Below are 17,041 nucleotides of genomic sequence, written 5' to 3' on the forward strand. Positions count from 1 at the left end.
TCATGATCACGCTTTTACTATAAGGAGGAAAACATAAGAAAGGCTTAAGGAAAATCTTAAGAAAACCTTAAGTTTTCAGCCGATACCCCATCCCCCAAATGGTTTCGATATATTCTTCGGCCGGATTCACCTGGGACAGCTTGCTTCTTATATTGCTCATATGGACGTTGATGGTATTATCATCACCATAATATTCCTCATTCCATACGCTCTTAAATAAATTCGCCTTGGTATACACTTTGTTCGGAGAGGATAGCAAAAGGTACAATATCTGATACTCCCTTGCGGTCAGCTTTAAAGCGTGTCCGCTCACGGACGCTGTTTTTGCCTCCGTATCGAGTACAAGGTCTTTATGGCGGAGCTCTTGGACAATAGGTTTATCCACCATCCGCCGATACCTTCTCAGACACGAATCGATCCGGGCGGAGACCTCCTCATTATCGAACGGCTTCGCTATGTAATCGTCTGCTCCTGTCCGCAGCGCATCGATTTTCACCTGCTTCTCCAGTTTTGCGGAAATGATGATGACCGGAACATTACTTTCTTGCGCTACTTTATCCAGTATTTCTTCCCCAGACTTGCCGGGCAGCATCAAGTCCAGCAGGACCAAGTCCCATTTTTGATTATCCAAATAAATGACCGCTTCCGTTCCGGAATAAGCAGATTTCGCTGTATATCCGCTTTTCCGGATAATACCACAAAGCAGACGATTGATATCTTCATCATCTTCTATGACCAATATGTTGGTTGAATCATTCATTTTCTTCACCTCGTCCATTTCTCCCCTTATCATTCACGGAAATCGAAGCGAAGTCAATACGCCCAGTTCAGAACCAGAACAAAAGAATACTACTTTTCCCTTTGGATAGAGGAAAATGCACGCTTTGTCTAGTAATTGTTTACTAGCTAGAAAAAGGAAAGGGAAGTGGACCTCATCAAACTGTTTGTCAGCTTGTTTATTTGTTGGTGCTTGACAGCCATTTTGCTAAGCAGTTCTGCTCCAGAAAGTCATCACAAACAAACCGTTGTATACAAAGGAGTGGTAGTATCACTAAAAATCGAGGGCGGGAAGGAAGGGCAGCATTATTTAATCCATATTGTAACTGACGGGAGCCAACATGGGAATCTCGCTGTGTTTCCACAAGATAAATCCTTCGTGATGGACGAGAAAGATGAAGAAAAAGAAGTTCTACATACCCTAACCAAATATACAATTAACGTATTCGGGACCGAGTTCAATGACACAGATGAACCGGCCTTGAATAGGTTAAGCGGATCTGAAAAGAGCGCAACAACGCTACTGAAAACACTCAACATTACACCCGAAGAAGATACAAACTCGTTAACGATTGACTTGAACGAGTGATGAAAATTGACCGGATAGTTATCCTATTTCACTAAGGGGGCCTTTCTTTAAAAAACTTTCCCCGGAAACGATTGCGTAACCCAATGATCGCACTCTGTATGGAATTTATTACATGGTTTATATCTCTATCGCTGCTCCTTTCACCCGCTTAAACCCACGTACTTTTTTTAATTCTTCCACCAGATTCAAAGCTGCTTTGTCTTTCGCTTTGTCTTTCGCTTTTGCTTCGATCATGATATCTGCGGATTTTCCGTAATCCTTTAAAGCCTTGATGAAATCCATCGCAAAATCTTTCTCCACGTAATCAGCATGTGCCCGGTACAGTTTTTCCGATTTCGGGGAGGATAAGTGGAATTTGGGAGACTTACCCGTTCCATCCCATGTAGCGAAAATTCTGGGCAGAAGCTCCCGGAAATCTTCCTCTCCCGGGTTCGCCCAATGATGGTGATAATCGAACACAAAAGGAACTCCGTGCTTTTCACAAATTTGCAAGGTCTCTTCTGCGGTGTACGTCTTATCATCGTTTTCGAGCGTCGTTTGCCGGCGGATAGGTTGCTGAAGCTTGATGAAATTTTGGTCAAAGCGTTCGATGGCTCCCTGTTTATTGCCATATGCACCGCCAACATGGATATTCATCGTGGCTTCCTTATGTAATCCCATCGCTTCCAGCATCTCATAATGATAGCTCATATCAATGATCGCGTTGTCCGTCACATGGTCCTGCGGGCTGGTGAACAAGGTGAATTGGTTCGGATGAAAACTGACACGCAACGCATGCTTTTTAACCAGCGCTCCAATCTCTTCGAAAAGAGGCCGGAAAGGGGTGACAAAATCCCATTTCACCTCCGGGTGGGTGGCAAGCGGCACAAGGGAAGACGACATACGGTAAATGTCGATTCCATGGGCAATATTGTAATGAAGGGCTCGAAGCGTATTGATTAAATTCTCCTCGGTAAGATGGTGAAGCTTTTCTTTCCTGCCATCTGTGTCTTGTTTTTTCCAATTGGTGAACGTTAAGGCCCGGGAAGGAGAAGCTTCCCATAAAGAAAGTGCAGTTGAGACGTAGCCGAATCTGAGTAACATCGTTTCACTCCAGTCTGTCCTCGTCCGTATAGTGTCTATGTTTCAAAATAGCTTTATAAGCAGCAGTAACAGCTATATTACCCTTTATGTAAACTGCACTCACCTATTCTTGAGAACATCCCTTTACTTTTTTTGTTCATGCAGTTCCTTCAGCACTGGCATTTCCTCCAATTCTTCCTCCGTCACAAGCTCCCACTGTATTCCGCTCGGCTTCTCATAACCGGAATTTGTCTTGATCAGCTCTTTTTCCGTTGCAATCCAGTCAACTGTCAAATCGAACGGATCTCGGGGGATGTCTTCCCCAGTCAACTGTACACTGTGAACCGTACCGATGATTGGCACATCAGGGTTGCCAAGCTCCCGGATGATGGCATATTCCCTGTCCGCATAGCCTGCACCTTTGCCCACTCTTCTGCCGTCCCGATGCAACGCTACAGAACCGACGAAAAACAAATCAATAACCGGAATCTCATCAAGCGGAATTTCTTTTCCATAGGATTTTATATGGGACAGGCTCGCCGCCCTTCTTTCTTCACCTTCCGGCACCCACTCCGGCTTCACCTTGATGAAACCAGCCCGAAGTCTGGGAGTGGGCACAAGCAACACCTTTTTGTCTCGTAATACTTGCGCCCGGATCGGCAATTGTGGAGCATCCGGATTTACTTTCACAACCTTCGCGTCTTTGTATGCAGGTATCGTTGTAACGAATTCAGCCGCCTGCTCGGCTCCTTTGAAATTGGGAATGCGGTTTTGTAAAGGAAAGGGGAACCTGCCCAGTTTTTGTTCCATTAAATAGTTCCATTTTTCCTCTCGTATGTCTTGTTTTGTTACCACCTAGTCACACCTGCCATCCATTTTGCTATCTATGAATTCATTTTACCTTATCAGGTCTCCCTTTTTATAGTGGCAAGTAAAAATGCAGGAATAAGAGGAGAACTCTTTTCCTGCATTCATTGTTTAATGCATGCCTTGTGGCGGAGTTTTTGTATAAGCTTGCAACATCGTAGTCATATCCTGTTCTTTCAACTGGGGAACCTGATAGTAACCATGCTTGTTTTGATAAAGGAATAGCTCATAGCCCATCTCGATCAGGTTCGGCACACTGTCTGCCACGATACGGCGCAGAACGGGATTGTTCATTTCCGCCGCGGCCATGGTAAACGTAGAGGCTGCTGCTTTGGTCTGGCTCAGCATAAAGGAAGAATAACATTCGTCCGTAAGCTCCCCCACAGACTGTTTCGGTTTTTTCGGCTGCCCTGCATTCAACCCATAAGTAATTTCGTTGCTTTGCTCCATTTTATACTGCTGCGTCGGCACGTTCGGATCCTGTCCCGTTTGAAAGCTATCTACGACTGTGTTATAGGTTTGCGTCAAGAAGGCAGATTGACGCTGCAGGATTCCCTTCAGCTCCTGATCCTGGATATGTTGGTCGTACAATTTGTATTGCTCGAGCACACCGATCAAACAGCCGATCAATTCATGAGAGTCCAGCATTTCGTGTGCGCCATGGTTCATGGCCTGGTTTGCCATGTTTTGCGGCATTTGCGTACCGCCTTGCATTTGATTTTGATTTTTCGCCATACGATGACCTCCTGCTTTATGGATTCGTGCTTATATTTTCCATGGAGGATTTATTTATGTATTTATGTGTAAGTTCTAAAACAAAAGGCTGTGATGGTGAAAAAACATGAAACGATTTTCTCCATCCAGCCCTGTGAATATTAAGCGTTTTTTCTTTTGGTCATCACCTTTAACCCATAAGCAAATATCCCATATCCAGCCGCCGTCTTTGCAGCCCAGTTCGCGGCGCTCTCTTCTTCAGAAAAAATCACCGCTGGTATCAAAGTAGATAATGTGTATAGTCCCAACACTTTCATATATCGTTTATTCATCGTCATTCAACACCCTTCCCTGCTGATATGGTTTCATTATAGCAGGGGCGTTTTCGTGACTATGTGAGATTTGTCACTATTTTAAGAAATGAAAATAGTGACAGAAAAACTCCTAACTTAAAGCAATCTAAGTTGATACGCCTTATCTATAAATGGTTTTATTTGTTCTATATCATGAACCCATTCCAATCTAATATAAACCTCTCCAGGGGTGAGCCTTATTCGATCAGATTTTTCATATTTACGTCCAAGTAACTGATTTATCTCCTTTTGCATCTTCTTCGCTGTTTCCTCATGAAGTTTTTTCCCTAAATGAAGGACAAAACACACCTTTCTTGTGGAGGTTAAGGTTGCAAATTTATACGATCCTTTTTTACTTATATAGCCAATGCAATCTGTCCGAATACCATCTTTACATCTATCATGATAATCTTCCACTTCGGTTCTATAAGTACTTTCATTATAAAGGTATTCATCTATTTCTTTTGCAAGTTTCTTAGCTTTATCTGTTTTAAATAAATTAAAGTAATATTGTTTTGATTTACCAGTATGTATCCCCATATTGTCACTCCTCTTTAATATATTGAAATTGGCTTTTTAAGGCAAAATTCGTCTTTTAAAAAAAACTATTTACTACTCTATAAATTTTAGCATGTTTTTGTTAAATTTCTATCTTTCAGAAATGGTTTGGATATTGAAAAAATGGTGAACTGTTTTATCCATAAATTTTTTCGGGTATTTAAATAGTACTGCATTTTTAGGAGGGATATCATGGAATACATCAACCTGGGGAATTCCGGTCTGCGAGTTCCTAAATATATACTCGGAACCATCCCGTTCAGTGGAACAAATGGTTTTGAAGCGACCGGCAATATTAAAGAAGACGAAGCACGCAAAATGGTCGATATTGCCTTGGATACCGGAATCAACATGTTCGATACCGCGAACCTGTATTCGAAAGGAGATGCGGAACGCGTACTCGGAGCCGCCATCAAAGGTCGACGGGACGAAGTGCTGCTTACGTCGAAAACCGGATTCCAGTTGGGCGAAAAACCGAACGATGGCGGAGCTTCCCGCATCAATATCGAAACTTCTATCGACCGTTCACTGGAGCGGCTGGGCACAGATTACCTTGACGTGTATTTCGTTCATCTATGGGATGGGCAAACGCCAATTGAAGAAACGGTAGAAACGATGACCAATCTCGTGAAATCCGGAAAAATCCGCTACTGGGGTGTTTCCAACTACAGCGGATGGGCGCTTGCACGAACTTTCTCCATTGCTGAGAAGCCTGGCTACATTCCGCCAATCACCCAACAGATTTACTATACACCTGAGGCACGGGAAGCGGAATACGAACTGCTGCCGGCAGGAAAAGAGCTTGGCATCGGCTCGATGATTTGGAGTCCGCTCGGCGAAGGACTTCTCAATGGAAAAATCGGCCGCAACAAAACCGCTCCTGAAGACACCCGACAGGGAGGAGGCTGGCCAGAACCCTGGGTGCAGGATCAAGAACGTCTTTATCAAGTGATCGACGCACTGGAAGAAGTCGCAGCCAATCACGATGCCAGCGTACCGCAAATCGCCTACACCTGGGTCAAAGACCGTCCGAACGTCGGCCCGATTGTCATAGCCGCTCGCAATGAACAGCAGCTGAAGGAAGACATCGCTTCCTTTGACATTCAGCTGACACAGGAGGAGCATGACCGCATCGAATCGGTCGCACGTCCGGCACCTCTCTATCCGAACTGGCACCGCGCCATGAATTCCCTGGAAAAGGGTAGTCCATCAGAAATACCGTATTTAAAAGGATATAAACAATCGATGGGATTGGAAGACTGATTCTTACCATTGATCAAGACAGAGCCTGAGACAAAAGCATCGTGACCAAAATGAAAACCGAACGAACCATCATTCGTTCGGTTTTTTTGATGAGCAATCAAAACGTTCGATGCTATGAAAAGTGCAACTTTCCACTCCGGCAAGGTACTTCGCTTTCCGCGGGCACGGCTTCAGCTAACTTGGCAAAGAAAAGCCCTTTGCCAAGTGGATCTTCAGCTCGCGCTCCTCCCGCAGGAGTCTATGTACCTTGCCTCCGTTGGATGGAGATTCCTTCTTCTGGTGTGTTTTCTGTTTTGCCTCATTCCATTACGGATAGAAGCGAATGGAGACAAGGAATACTTCTTTATCCTTATTATGCTATTTTCCCATTTTCATAGAATAAAGGAATCTCCGGGCTTATTTTGGTCTTCTTCTCTGTTTAGATACCTATCAGCCAATAGAAGAATACAGTTCTGTTCATCTTGTCTTGGTAAAGTAGAAATCAGGCCACGAAAACATAGCGAAGGCAAGATACGGAGACTCCTACGGGAACAGCACGAGCTGAAAATCCCGCAAGAAAGCGGTAGGTGCTTTCTGAGGAAGTTGAAGCCGTGCCCGTGGAACGCGTAGTATCTTGCCGTAGCGATTCGAAGCACTCATCAAACAACAGGATATAACAAGAATACGCAACTAAAAATCGAAAGAATTTGGTTGGTAGTTATAATTTTATAATTCATTTGGTTTTTGATTTGGTGGCCATGCTTTTGTCCCGGCCACTGTCTTTTTGTTTGATCTCTGTATTTCCAAGAATACTGTAGTAGCGGTTTATTTGTTGAGCAACCGTATGTCATCCATCCGAACTCCCTTGTCCGGCATTATTGTGTATGTCCCCAGGTATTCCTTGTCGGTTTCCAGCAAAACAAATACTTCTTGTGGCACCTCAGCAGTAAACTTTTCTTTGTCCGTAGCGTTAGGATTGTAAAACTCAATAAAGTGTTCACCATCCCTGTTGTATTTTTCTTTAACGATAACCTCTGAAGCAGCATGTTCATATGTTTCATTTTCCTTCTCTTCACTTGCTCCATTTATTACTATAGAAACAATGAATAGAACCAATAGTATCCCTGCTGAAATGAATGTTTTCCTTGTTGTCATTATCTTACTTCCCATCTATCCTAATTGATTTTAGGGTCATTAATCGTAATAAGAATTGCGTCCATTCTAACATAGTAGAATAAACCTGGATATACAACAAAAGAGGGAAAACAGGCAAAAAGACAGTAAAAGATTTCAATAGATAGATTAAAGTCTTTTTCCTTAACAGGGGAGATCTAACACCCACCCATTCACATTCCTATAGACTATTCATCAAGGCTTAAAAAATCATTCTTTTCACTTGTTTCACATAGAAATACCGTACGATGAAGAAATAAATGACTTGGATGACAGCAAAGCTTCCTAATACAAGCGAAGATTCTACTGTTAAATCATAATCAAACAAATGGGATAAAGCCGTAAGGGCCACTGCACCATGCACCAGAGCCACGACAATCGGAGAGAAGAACAAAATTGCAATTTGTCTGTTGACTATTTTCTTCAATTCCGATTCTTTCAGCCCTATTTTAGCAATGGAACTGAACTTCCGCTTCTCTTCCTCCAAATCGGTAAATAAACGGAAATAAAGAAAGCTTCCTGCAGAAACAAAAAACACTATGCCAATAAATAACCCAATAAATAATATCGTTCCATATGCTCTATTGATTTCGAACAATGAATAATCAGCGGAAAAGGCTTTGTGCTGCAATTCATCATTTGAATCATTGATTCTTCTTCCCGCCTCAATCACTTGTTCCGTTTGCCCGTCTTTCGCTTTCCATACCGCACTAAAGTCACTGCTCACTGGCGATCCAAGGCGTTCATAAGCGCTATCTTGCACGACATAATAGCCATTCATTTCTGTTAAGATTTCTGTTTCCACCACTCTGACAGGCTGGATTTCTTCTCCATCTCGCAATTGGATACTGGATTGCATCAGCCTTACACTGGCTTTTTCCCCTTGCGTTATAAATGCGCCACTCTGTTCCACTATAATTGCCTCATTTTCCGCTGGATGAAGTTCCTTTTCTTTAATCAAATTCGCAAAACGGTTGTAGTCGGAAGCTCTGACAATTAACGCATGATCATTTTGCTCCGACACATCGTAATAGTTCAACTCCATTGTTTCCATCCCGGCATCGATTGTTTCGTCCTGTAAGATAGCATTGATTCTGCTAATATCTTCCTCGATGGTCGCTTCACTGTCATCCAGGAACGGACTATACGTAAATGTGTAGGGATTCATCTCCTTTACTCCTTTTGTAAGGTAAGAGTGAAATCCATATAAAGAGCCTATCGCACTAAAAGCCACGGTCGATATGATCGCTACCATAAAAAATGTCCTGGCGTTATCCTTCATCCGAAACGAGAGGTCAGAGAACAGAAGCATATTTGTTTTCCGCCAGAAGATCCGTTTATTTCTCTTTAACAGGCGGATCATATAAACACTCAATTGTGTAAACAAGAGATATGTTCCAAGGATGACTACTAAAACTACTGGAATCATCGCATATACTACAAATACACCTTTCACAAGGAGAGCAGTTCCATAGCCGGCAGTAAGCAACAATGCTGCGAAGATAGAGAGCATCACGGAAGCTTTCGGCTCTCCTTTGGACTGTATATCCCCTTTGATTAAATGAATCAGTTTATTGGTGCGGAGTACAAAGGATACAAAAACGGAAATACAGAAAAATAGAAAGATGAAGCTAACGAACGTCACAGCAATCGCAAGTGCAGGAAAATAAAAATCAAGTGATTCACTAATGATCAATACATTTTCTGCAATCAAGAGAATTACTTTCGCAAATATTAATCCGGACAGAATACCGCTTACTGTCGCAAAAAATCCGATTAGAATATTCTCCAGGAATACCATCAGCCGAATTTGGCGATTGGAAGCCCCCAACATGATCAACAGACCAAACTCTTTTTTCCTTGATTGTAGGAAAGAACTCATGGAGTACAAGACAAAAAAGAAAGAAAATACATAAATGATTCCACCCGCCACCGCCATGCCGACCAGCACATTTTTGTTGATCGAACCGCCTGAAAAAGCTGGATGGAAAGCAAAGATGGCAAAAGTGAAAAATACCATCACGGTGAACATGCTGCTGAGGAAGTAGGCAATATACATCCGTTTGTTGCGCAATACATTATTAAACGCGAACTGACGAAAAGTCATTGCCCTCTCCCCCCATCAAGGAAAGCATGTCGATTATTTTTTGAAAAAATGCCTGTCTGTTCTCCCCAGCATGTATTTCAGAATGAAGCTTCCCATCACGGATAAAGACAACCCGGTCGGAATAACTAGCCGCTTGGGGGTCGTGCGTGACCATTAACAAGCTTGCTTTTTCCCGTTCGTTGATTGAAACAAGCATTTTCATCACATCTTTAGAGGCTTTTGAATCCAAATTTCCCGTCGGCTCGTCGGCCAACAGCAACATAGGTTCATGAATGAGCGCCCTGGCAATTGCCGCCCGTTGTGTCTGTCCCCCGGATATTTCGGATATCCGCTTATGCATGATCGATTCAATTCCCAGATTCCCAGCAATCTCATAAGCTTTTTCCTTCATTTCTTTTACCCTGCTACCATCTAACGTGAGAGGCAATACGATATTTTCTTCGACAGTCAACGTATGCAAAAGGTTAAAATCCTGGAATATAAAACCTAACTGATTTCTCCGGAATTTGGCCAATTCATTTTTCTTCAGTTTATGTGGATTCTCCCCGTCGATTTCGACTGTTCCGGTAGTCGGTGCATCGTTTGTGGAAATAATATTCAACAACGTAGTCTTGCCACTACCGGAAGGACCCATGATCGATACAAACTCACCTTTGTCCACCTCTAAATTAATATCAGTAAGAGCACGGTAAGCTACTTTCCCCTCGTACACCTTACTTACATTCCTAAGTTTAAGCATAATGATACTCCCTTCAATACTTCTAAAAAAAGTATAGACTATCCCCTTATCTATAAACTATCGATTATGCTTTCACGAATCTTACACGGATGTAAGGTTTTGTGTTTTAGAAAATATGATCCGGATGGATGTCCCTTCTCCTTCCACCGATTCCAATTCAAGACGGTGCTCCAGTCTTTCTGCAACCTCTTTCACCAAATAAAGTCCCATACCTGTCGACTCCCGGAATTTCCGTCCATTTTCTCCGGTATAAAATTTGTTGAACACACGCTTTTGATCCGATACAGGAATTCCTATTCCAAAGTCCTTCACTTCCAGTACCGCTTCTGCCGATTCTTCATAAAGAGACAGGACAATATACTTTGCCCGGCCAGCAGAATACTTAACAGCATTTTGGACAAGCTGCGACAATAAAAACAGAAGCCATTTTTCATCTGTCTCCACTGTTATCCCCGGCTTTTCTTCTTTTAATTGCGGATACACCTCATTACGGATGTAAAAGCGTTTGTTTTCGTGATTTACTTCCTGTATGAGTTTGGAAAGGACGACTGGTTTTATCTGAAAGTCTTCTTCAATGGTACGGAGTCTGGCCATATAAAGTACCATGTTCAGCCCATTCCGCATCCGTTCTGTCTCCTCCCGGATGCTGGAGGATTCCGGCTCGTCCATTGATTGTGCCGTTAACTCAATCACAGAAAGAGGTGTCTTCATTTGATGGACCCAGCGATCCATAAATAACAAGTGTTCATCCTGCCTCTCTTCCGCTTTATGCAATGCTTCTTGATATAAACGGTACTGTCTGACAAGCAGCTGATCGAGCGCTTCTGAAATAGCTGCTTGTCCTGTAGTCTCCAGAGAACCATCCAGTGTTGCCATTGGATGCTCAAGCCTTTGGTAAAAATTTTTCCGGCTCAAATATCGATAAAGAAGAAATCCGGTCAATAACACAAAGGATAGAAAGATTGCATAGATACTTACACCAATCCCTCGGTAACCATCCAAGAAAAACAACCCCGAAATCATGACAGATTGAAAGATTTGCACCACGATAAGCAGCAGATGATCACGAAGAAACAATTTCATGCTTCTGCCTCTTTCCAGGTAATGCGGAACCGGTAACCCGCACCCCTAACCGTCTCCACGGCATCATGGATTCCTAACTCTTCGAATTTTTTCCGTACCCGGGCCATGTTGACATTTAACGTATTTTCATCGACAAACAGGTGATCATCCCATATTTTCTCCAGCAAATCCTGCCGTCCGGCAACACGCGGATAACGTTCCAGGAGACTTTCGATAATATCCGTTTCCTTTTTTGTCAATTGTGCGGTTTGATTCTTAAAGCAAAGCTCTAAACGTTCCGGATATAAACGCAATCCCTCATGGCCAAGTACCCTTTCCTCCAGCCTTGCTGCATATTCCCCATAAGCACGGCGTAATTGACTTCTGATTTTCGCCATGACAATATCCGGGTGAAATGGCTTCGTAATGAAATCATCACCGCCATTTTCTAAAGCCATGACTTGATCCATCTCCCCTGTCCGGGCGGAAATAAAAATCACAGGACAAATCGATTCTTTTCTAATCTGCCTGCACCAATAAAAGCCGTCATAACTCGGCAGATTGATATCCAGCAACAAAAGTTCAGGCTGCACATCACGAAAAGTGTCCAATATCTTCTCAAAATCCCTGGCAATAATAACTTCATAACCATATTTCTCAATGTAAGAAGACAAATAATCAGCTATTTTCAAGTCGTCTTCCACCATCATGATTTTTTCCATATTCGTACTCCTAGCTTCGTTTTTATTTTACGCTTACTATAACATAGGAAGGCTGTCATCAGCTTACGGTTTCAATATTGTAAAGTTGGCATCCGGTGAATGGGACTTATCTGATAAAATGAAAAAGAATAAACAGTTTGAATTTATGAACAACGATGTTCTGCGTTCATAAGCCACCTATTGCGAAAAGGAGAGATGATTATTGCTTTCTGCTCTGCTACAAATTGTTGTGATCCAAATGCTTCTCCCGCTTATTTTTATCCTCATGCTATGGATGGAAAAGGATAGAAGTAAATTAGAATGGATAGCTAAAATGTTAGCCACTGTAATGATCGTTCTTTGGGTATTTCTGACGGGGCGATGGGATTGGGTGAGTTATTACATACGATACCTATTCATTCTCCTGTTGTTGATCAGCCTTTTCTTTTCTTGGAAAAGAACCAAACCATTACCCCTTCGTTCCAAGCTTACTCGAACACAAAAAATAACCCTGGGCATCCACACTTTGCTTGTTTTCGTTTTTGGTTTCTACAATGTCAGTGCTTTTACTGGTTATTCTACACAACAACAAGCAATGGAACTGGCTTTCCCATTAAAGAATGGGACTTACTATGTTGGTCAAGGCGGAGGCGACACACAACTGAATTACCATCATGCTTATGAGTCTCAACAATTTGCCCTGGATATTGTAAAGCTTAATAAACTCGGCATTAGAGCCACAGGTTTCTACCCGAAAGAATTGGATCAATATGCCATATACGGAGACACCCTTCATAGTCCATGCGACGGAAAAGTGCTAGAGGTCAGGAGCCATCTATCCGACTTGATCCCTCCCGAGTCAGATACCGAACACCCTGAAGGAAATTATGTTGCTCTATCTTGTGATAACGAAGATTCCATCGTTTATATAGCACATATGCAACAAGACAGTATAAAAGTGGTAAAAGGAGACAGGGTCAAAGAGTTGGAGCCTCTTGGTCTGGTTGGGAACTCCGGAAACACCAGTGAGCCTCACTTACATATTCACGCCGAAAAAGATGGGGGCGGAATTCCGATTCAATTTGATGGTGAATTTTTAATCAGGAATAGTTTGGTAAGATAGACGGCTTACGTTGTACTGATTCCACTTCGTTCACAATGCCGGGACTAAGTCAAAAGCATAACCAACAAAGCAAAAACCGAACGAATTGGAACCGTTCGGTTTTTGTGTTGGTCACGATAATTACTTAAACAAATCCATCAGCCGGGCCCAGAACCCCTTTTCTTCTTCCACAGGTTCTTCTGTCTCTTCTTGTTCTTTTTGCTTGATGCTTGCGGTTTTCAAGACGAATTGGACGGAATTGACCTTTTCATTTTCCGGTGAAACGAAAGATACCGGTTCGAAATCCGATTTATCATACTCATCCATCATTTCGTTTACCTCTTTTTTCATCTCGTCAGGCAAATCACTCGTAGCTTCCTGCAATTCAGCCGTTCCGTCATGCAGCGAACCGACGCCGCTTTCGGTCTCTCCCAGTCCTTCCGCAAGGCCCGAAATACCGTTGTCGAGTTCTCCATAAGAGCTGGATAACTGGTTCACTCCGTCCGTATATTCCACCAATCCAGAATGGAAGGAAGCATACTGGGAGGCTATTTCACGGATTCCATCCTGCAACTGCGCAAAGGAATCGGCACTGTCCATGTTTTCCCGGGAAGAGGCAAGCTGGTCGGCCATCTCTTCCAGGTTATTCGCCAAGTCAGCAAGCGAACCACTGACTTGCTCCAACGTTCCGCCGACCGCATCAAATCCCTCTTTGACAGCAGAATAAGTGCCTTTGGCCGTACGCGCAACGGTGTATGTTTCTTTTAATTTATCAAGAACTTCCGGATCGGCGCCGCTTTTATAAAGCTGCTTGAACTCCTCTTCTGAAAGTTCGTAGTCCGGAATGGCTGCCATTTTTTCATCCAACGTGCTGTAGGCTTTGGCATAATTGTCTTTTAACGTAACCAGCCCATCTGCCGACCGATTGATTCCATCGGCCATTTGGTAAAGTCCGTCTTCCAGCTGTTTCAAATCGCCGAGGCCCATATCTTCTGAGCCGCTTTCCAGGGAAGCGCTCATTTGTTCCAGTGCCTGCTTCAGGCTGCCAGAACCGTTTACGAGCTCCGAAGAAGAACCAGCCAGGGACGATATTCCATCTTTGTATTGCATGGAACCGTCACGTAGTTCCCCGGCGCCATCATTTAATTGTGCGATTCCGTCTTCCAGGTCCGCGACTCCGCCATTCACTTCCGCGATAGCGTCCGTCAGCGTGTCCATCTCTCCGGTCATCTCATCTATATCCGGAGATTCTATCGGCATAGAGGATGGAACGGCAGAGATATCGATGCCATCCAGTTCAAAGTCTGACACATCCGCTTCCACAACAAGTTCTTCTTCTTTTTCAGGCATCACGGTAAAGCTCACTTGTTTGTTTTTACCCGCATTGGCAAGTGTTCCATCCGGAGCTTCGATGTTCCGGTAGTTATCCAGATTGAGAGAAAGAGAGATTTGCAATAAATAGTTTTCAAAAAATACAGGATCGACTTTTTCATTGGCCGATGTAGCTATTTTTATTTCGACATGACCGTCTTTCCCGGCCAGCTCTGCCGGCTCGATTTCTTTCCCATCCAACAGATAGGTGATCGTAACATCCCATGGGAGGGACTGACCCTCCATGTTCCCCTGGTAATAAAACTTTCCTTCTGGAGCATCGACGGTCACTTCCCCGTCCTTCTGTTCCAGCGGCGATAAATCTGTCAGGTTTTTCAGGTCAGTGTACGTTCCGTGGTCCACGACTTTTCCCGCTTTTTCAACATCCAACGTGTTGACCACGTAAAGCTCTTGTCTTTCCCCAGCAGCATTCAGCTTGCCATAGACAACTTCATCCTTGGAGGAGACTTCCCCTTTTTCACGGGTTGTATCTTCCCCTGACTTGCTGTCACTTGCAGCCGAAACAAGCAGCGACGGCATCGCCAACAGGATGATCGTAAAGACAAGCAGAAGCTTCTTTATTCTCCTCATCGTCATTTCTCCTTTTTAAAGTTTGCTTTCCAGGTTGTTTTGGCAATCCATTTATCAAATACCAACAGCATCGCAGGCAGGAAGAATACGACCATGATAAAGGATAGCAATGCGCCGCGGCCCAGCAGCATCCCGATGGAGGACACGATCGGGTTGGACGAAGTAATCCATAAGATAAACCCGACACTGGACAGAATCGAAGCGGATATACCGATTGCAAAGATTTTTTCGTCCATCGTTTTCTTTATTGCCTCACGGGCGGACATTTCCTTCCTGTCCTCTTTATAGGCATCCATCAGCAGGATGGCATAATCTACAGTGGCAGCAAGCTGGATAATGCTGATCAGCAGGTAACCGACATAGACCAACGAAGAGTCCGTAAAGTATGGAACAGATAAATTCATCCATACTGCCGACTGAATGGTAAACAGCAGGACTATCGGAATCGAGATCGACTTAAAGGTCACCAGCAAAACAAAAGCGACCGTGGCGATGGTCAGCATATTGACCAGTTTATTATCCTTTTGGACGACATTTTTAATATCGTACAAGGTCACGCTTTCGCCAGCCATATACACGTCCTCATCATAATGATCTTCCGCTGTTTCCTGCACTTGTTCGATTAAATGGAACGCCTCGTCCCCTTCGGTTTTCGTATCGGTTTGCAAAATGATCCGACTGTAGTTATCCGAGTAGAATTGTTCCGTCACTTCGGTACCTACATATTCCGGAGGCACCGCTGCGCTCACGGTGTTCACATAAGCAAGCACACTGGACACCTTGTCAACCTTCTCTAAGTCTTCGACCAGTGCTTCCTCTTTGGCCGTGTCTCCCCGCGGGACAAGCACGACCATCGGAGTGCTTTCGCCAAATTCATCTTTGATTGTCGCTGCATCGCTTCCGGCCCTGGTATTCTCCGGCTGGTCGCCGATTCCATAAATAAAACTGGTTTGACTTTGCGCGAGAAACGCCGGCACGATCAAAACAAACACAAGAATCAAAACCGGAATCCTCATTTTCAACACGAAATTTCCTTTGTTCCTGATGCTAGGCAGGAACGGTTTATGCTGGGTTTTATCAATCCATTTATAACACAACAGGGTAAGTGCAGGTAAAAATACCATCACACTGATAAAGCTCAAGACAATCCCTTTCACCAAATTGATGCCTAAATCTGCCCCGATTTCAAAATCCATAAACGTCAAGGCGATAAACCCGAAGAAGGTCGTCGAGGCACTTGCCGCAATCGCGGAAAAGGATTTCTTCATCGCAAGCTGCATCGCTTCCTGCGGATCAGCAGTTTTCCTCCGGTAATCGGAAAAACTGTGCAGGAGAAAAATTGCGTAATCCAACGATACGGCCAGCTGTAAAATCGGTGCGACGGACTGTGTAACAAAGGAAACCTCACCTAGAAAAATATTGGTCCCCATGTTGATAAGTACCGAAACGCCGATCGCCGTCAAGAACAATAGCGGTTCGACCCAGGAGCTCGTGGCCAGCACCAAAATAAGGATGATGATCGGAACCAACAAGGCACCTGCATACATGGATTCTTTTCCGGCCATCTTTTGCTGGGTCGCTGTATTCAAGTCTTCCCCGGCCATCGCATTGTCTTCGCCGATCAACTCATAAATGGCATCGGTCGTGACCACTTCTTCCCCCTCATGTATACTGAAGGAGAAAAGCGCCTTTCCATCTTTATAGTAAGAATCAACCGTCTCCTGATCGGCCATTTCGAGCGGCTGTTTGATATCGACGGCATCATCCAGCCAGGTGACCTCTGAGACGCCATCGATTGCTTCCAGTTCTTCTTTGAAAGCAAGGGCTTCCTGTATGGTCATGTCCCGCATCATGACCCTGTTTGTCGGAACATTTCCATCAAATTCTTCATCCATGATATCCATTGCCGTTGTCGATGGTGCATCCTCCGGCAAGTAATCCTTCATGTCGTAGTTCACCGATACGGTGAACTGTGCCAGGATACAGAGGATGGTAAGAACCATGAATGTCATGGCAACGACTTTTTTATGTTT

16 protein-coding genes are annotated in these 17,041 nt (G+C 43.8%); 3 read left to right on the forward strand and 13 right to left on the reverse strand.

Going from position 1 to position 17,041, the window contains the following annotated elements:
- Window positions 1-67: 67 nt before the first annotated feature.
- Entirely contained in the window at window positions 68-760 is a 693-nt protein-coding gene (locus tag ABVF09_RS14305; protein ID WP_153465565.1) for a response regulator transcription factor, read from the reverse strand.
- Window positions 761-925: 165 nt separating this feature from the next.
- Here ABVF09_RS14305 and ABVF09_RS14310 point away from each other — a divergent pair, with 165 nt between their 5' ends.
- On the forward strand, window positions 926-1,366 hold the full coding sequence (locus ABVF09_RS14310) for a hypothetical protein (protein WP_371069473.1): 441 nt from the start codon (window positions 926-928) through the stop codon (window positions 1,364-1,366).
- A 117-nt stretch (window positions 1,367-1,483) separates the two neighbouring features.
- Here the strand turns inward: ABVF09_RS14310 and uvsE are convergent, their stop codons facing one another.
- From uvsE to ABVF09_RS14335, 5 genes are all read right to left on the reverse strand, one after another.
- A complete protein-coding gene (uvsE, locus tag ABVF09_RS14315) occupies window positions 1,484-2,449 on the reverse strand; it encodes a UV DNA damage repair endonuclease UvsE (RefSeq protein ID WP_371069474.1) in 966 nt (321 codons plus the stop codon).
- Window positions 2,450-2,572: 123 nt separating this feature from the next.
- Window positions 2,573-3,283: a 5-formyltetrahydrofolate cyclo-ligase gene (locus ABVF09_RS14320; protein WP_153465419.1), complete on the reverse strand. Its 711-nt coding sequence runs from the start codon at window positions 3,281-3,283 to the stop codon at window positions 2,573-2,575.
- 123 nt (window positions 3,284-3,406) lie between these two features.
- The gene (locus tag ABVF09_RS14325; RefSeq protein ID WP_026569423.1) at window positions 3,407-4,030 is read right to left on the reverse strand and encodes a spore coat protein; all 624 of its coding nucleotides are present in this window, start codon (window positions 4,028-4,030) and stop codon (window positions 3,407-3,409) included.
- A 140-nt stretch (window positions 4,031-4,170) separates the two neighbouring features.
- Window positions 4,171-4,341: a hypothetical protein gene (locus ABVF09_RS14330; protein WP_026569422.1), complete on the reverse strand. Its 171-nt coding sequence runs from the start codon at window positions 4,339-4,341 to the stop codon at window positions 4,171-4,173.
- Window positions 4,342-4,458: 117 nt separating this feature from the next.
- Window positions 4,459-4,902, reverse strand: coding sequence for a hypothetical protein (locus ABVF09_RS14335; protein ID WP_371069475.1), 444 nt, complete (start codon window positions 4,900-4,902; stop codon window positions 4,459-4,461).
- 210 nt (window positions 4,903-5,112) lie between these two features.
- Here ABVF09_RS14335 and ABVF09_RS14340 point away from each other — a divergent pair, with 210 nt between their 5' ends.
- Window positions 5,113-6,183, forward strand: coding sequence for an aldo/keto reductase (locus ABVF09_RS14340; protein WP_371069476.1), 1,071 nt, complete (start codon window positions 5,113-5,115; stop codon window positions 6,181-6,183).
- A gap of 804 nt (window positions 6,184-6,987) precedes the next feature.
- On the opposite strand, the gene ABVF09_RS14345 is transcribed toward ABVF09_RS14340, so the two are convergent.
- The 5 genes from ABVF09_RS14345 to ABVF09_RS14365 all read right to left on the reverse strand — a co-directional run bounded on the left by ABVF09_RS14345 (window position 6,988) and on the right by ABVF09_RS14365 (window position 11,965).
- Entirely contained in the window at window positions 6,988-7,317 is a 330-nt protein-coding gene (locus ABVF09_RS14345; protein ID WP_153465415.1) for a hypothetical protein, read from the reverse strand.
- 220 nt (window positions 7,318-7,537) lie between these two features.
- A complete protein-coding gene (locus tag ABVF09_RS14350; protein ID WP_371069477.1) occupies window positions 7,538-9,442 on the reverse strand; it encodes an FtsX-like permease family protein in 1,905 nt (634 codons plus the stop codon).
- The gene (locus ABVF09_RS14355; RefSeq protein ID WP_026569419.1) at window positions 9,417-10,181 is read right to left on the reverse strand and encodes an ABC transporter ATP-binding protein; all 765 of its coding nucleotides are present in this window, start codon (window positions 10,179-10,181) and stop codon (window positions 9,417-9,419) included. Before ABVF09_RS14355 ends, ABVF09_RS14350 begins: the two co-directional genes overlap by 26 nt.
- An 81-nt stretch (window positions 10,182-10,262) precedes the next feature.
- Entirely contained in the window at window positions 10,263-11,264 is a 1,002-nt protein-coding gene (locus tag ABVF09_RS14360) for a sensor histidine kinase (RefSeq protein WP_026569418.1), read from the reverse strand.
- Entirely contained in the window at window positions 11,261-11,965 is a 705-nt protein-coding gene (locus tag ABVF09_RS14365; protein WP_026569417.1) for a response regulator transcription factor, read from the reverse strand. Before ABVF09_RS14365 ends, ABVF09_RS14360 begins: the two co-directional genes overlap by 4 nt.
- 202 nt (window positions 11,966-12,167) lie before the next feature.
- Here ABVF09_RS14365 and ABVF09_RS14370 point away from each other — a divergent pair, with 202 nt between their 5' ends.
- Window positions 12,168-13,067: a M23 family metallopeptidase gene (locus tag ABVF09_RS14370; protein ID WP_371069478.1), complete on the forward strand. Its 900-nt coding sequence runs from the start codon at window positions 12,168-12,170 to the stop codon at window positions 13,065-13,067.
- A 120-nt stretch (window positions 13,068-13,187) separates the two neighbouring features.
- Here the strand turns inward: ABVF09_RS14370 and ABVF09_RS14375 are convergent, their stop codons facing one another.
- Entirely contained in the window at window positions 13,188-15,008 is a 1,821-nt protein-coding gene (locus ABVF09_RS14375; RefSeq protein ID WP_371069479.1) for a coiled-coil domain-containing protein, read from the reverse strand.
- Window positions 15,009-15,010: 2 nt separating this feature from the next.
- Complete coding sequence (locus ABVF09_RS14380; protein WP_371069518.1) at window positions 15,011-17,011, reverse strand: efflux RND transporter permease subunit; 2,001 nt, start codon at window positions 17,009-17,011, stop codon at window positions 15,011-15,013.
- Window positions 17,012-17,041 lie beyond the last annotated feature (30 nt).

It is taken from the genome of Sediminibacillus sp. JSM 1682029 (assembly GCF_041366435.1).
Classification (GTDB): Bacteria; Bacillota; Bacilli; order Bacillales; family Amphibacillaceae; genus Sediminibacillus; species Sediminibacillus terrae.